This window comes from Paraconexibacter sp. (assembly GCF_041602235.1).
Taxonomy (GTDB): Bacteria; Actinomycetota; Thermoleophilia; order Solirubrobacterales; family Solirubrobacteraceae; genus Paraconexibacter.
Window position 1 is genome coordinate 1 of the sequence record NZ_JBFIGP010000456.1, and the last position, 1,927, is coordinate 1,927.

Consider the following 1,927-nt stretch of genomic DNA (forward strand, 5'->3'; position numbering starts at 1 on the left):
GCGCGGAAGACGTCGGCGTCGTCGCCGTTGGCACCCACCGCGCTGCCGGCGATCAGCACCGCCAGGGCGACCACCGCGAAGACCCAGAACTCGCTGGTGCGGGTGAAGTGCTTGGTCTCGACGGCCCGCGGGGCCCGGTCGATGTCGTGCGTGTCGCGCATGGTGCTCGTCGTCTCTCCGAAGGTTTGGCGGGCTCGCGGTGTACCCGCGGCACCGCGAAGCAAAACGACGCGCCCGACCCGCGACGCCGTCACGCACCCGCACCCGGACGGGTGAGAACTACGACACCCGATGCGGGGCGTCTGCGGATGCCGCCGCCGCCTCGACACGCGACCGTGGGCGCACCACCCACCCCCGACTCCACCACCAAGGGCCCCCATGTCCGCACACACCCAGCTCACGTTCAGCATCGACTACCCCGACCGCTCGCTCGACCGCCGCTCCACCCTGCTGCGCCCCCTGCTGGCGCTGCCCGTCCTGATCGTGTTCGGCACGTTCGGCGGCCTGCTGGCGATCCCGGCCGGCGCGATGATCGTCGCGCGGCGCAAGTACCCGCGATGGTTCTTCGACTTCAACCGCGAGTACCTGCGGTTCGCGGCGCGGATCGACGCGTACATCGCGCTGATGGACGACGCGTACCCGTCGACGGACAGCCCCCAGCACGTGCACCTGGACGTTGAGTACCCGGACGTCGAGCGCGACCTCGACCGCTGGGCCCCGTTGTACAAGTGGCTGCTGGCGATCCCGCACCTGATCGTGCTCGTGTTCCTGATCATCGGCGCGGTCTTCGCCGTCATCGCCGCCTGGTTCGCGATCCTGTTCACCGGCCGCTACCCCCGATCCCTCTTCACCTACGTGGAGGGCGTGATGCGCTGGGCCTACCGGGTCGTCGCGTACGCGTTCCTGCTCACCACCGACGAGTACCCGCCGTTCCGGCTCGCCGCCTAGCGCGCCGCGATCGCGCACGGCCCGCCGCGCTGACCCGACGACCCGTCGCTCAGCCACCACCGTCCTGTGCGCCGTCGGCGCGCAGCGCCGCGACGAGCTTCGCGGGCAGCCGCGCCGCCCGCTGGGCCGCGTAGTCGAACCCGACCAGCGTGCCCCAGCCGTCGGCGATCAGGCGGTCGTCCCCCTCGCGCCGGATGCGGAAGGCGATCCGCACGCTGGAGCGCCGCAGGTCGGTGGGCCGGACGTCGACGTGCAGCACGTCGCCGTAGTGCCCCGGCGAGCGGAACACGACGTGGGTCTCGGCGAAGATGACCGGGAACTCCTCGCCCCCACCGGCGAGGTCCACGTCCGGGAGCAGTCGGCCCACGTAGGCGATCCGGGCGCTCTCGTAGAACTGGTGGACCGCCACGTTGTTGAGGTGGCGGTTGGCGTCGAGATCCCCGTAACGCACCCGGTCGACGAACGTGAAGGGCCAGGACTCGTCGGAGGCGTCGGGCATCGGCTACCGGACCGTGATCGTCGTCGGCGCCCAGAACGTCGTGCCCGCGTAGAGCGCGACCTTGCGGGAGCGACCGGCGCGCAGCACGCGGCGGCCCGCCTTCGTCGGACGCAGGGTGACCGTCGCCCTCGCCATGCCGGAGCCCTTCGGGATGCGCAGGCGGCCCGTGGCGAGGATCCTGTGCCGGCCGGTGCGCTCGCGCAGCGCGACCGACACGGTCTGCGCCTTGCTGCGACGGACCAGCGAGTACGCGCGGATCCGCACGCGGGCACCCCGCAGGACCCGTGCGCGCGGGTCGAACTGGCCGAGGCTCGACCGGTCGTCGAACGCGGGGCCGACCGTGAGCCGCTCGCAGTCGCGACCGACCTCGACGCCCGGGGAGCGCACCGACCGCGCGGTCGGCCGCTGGCCGCTCACCGCGGTCACGTCGACGAGGTCGCGGCCGGATCCGCAGCGCACGCGGCCGACCAGGAACCCGGA

3 protein-coding genes are annotated in these 1,927 nt (G+C 72.5%); 1 reads left to right on the top strand and 2 read right to left on the bottom strand.

The features are described from left to right. The first annotated feature begins 378 nt into the window (after nt 1-378). Nucleotides 379-948, top strand: coding sequence for a DUF4389 domain-containing protein (locus ABYE80_RS20360; protein ID WP_372792207.1), 570 nt, complete (start codon nt 379-381; stop codon nt 946-948). A 49-nt stretch (nt 949-997) separates the two neighbouring features. On the opposite strand, the gene ABYE80_RS20365 is transcribed toward ABYE80_RS20360, so the two are convergent. Together ABYE80_RS20365 and ABYE80_RS20370 are read right to left on the bottom strand one after the other, a co-directional pair. After that, on the bottom strand, nt 998-1,447 hold the full coding sequence (locus ABYE80_RS20365) for an acyl-CoA thioesterase (RefSeq protein ID WP_372792209.1): 450 nt from the start codon (nt 1,445-1,447) through the stop codon (nt 998-1,000). A gap of 3 nt (nt 1,448-1,450) precedes the next feature. After that, a partial coding sequence (locus ABYE80_RS20370; RefSeq protein ID WP_372792211.1) for a hypothetical protein occupies nt 1,451-1,927 on the bottom strand: 477 nt, incomplete at its 5' end.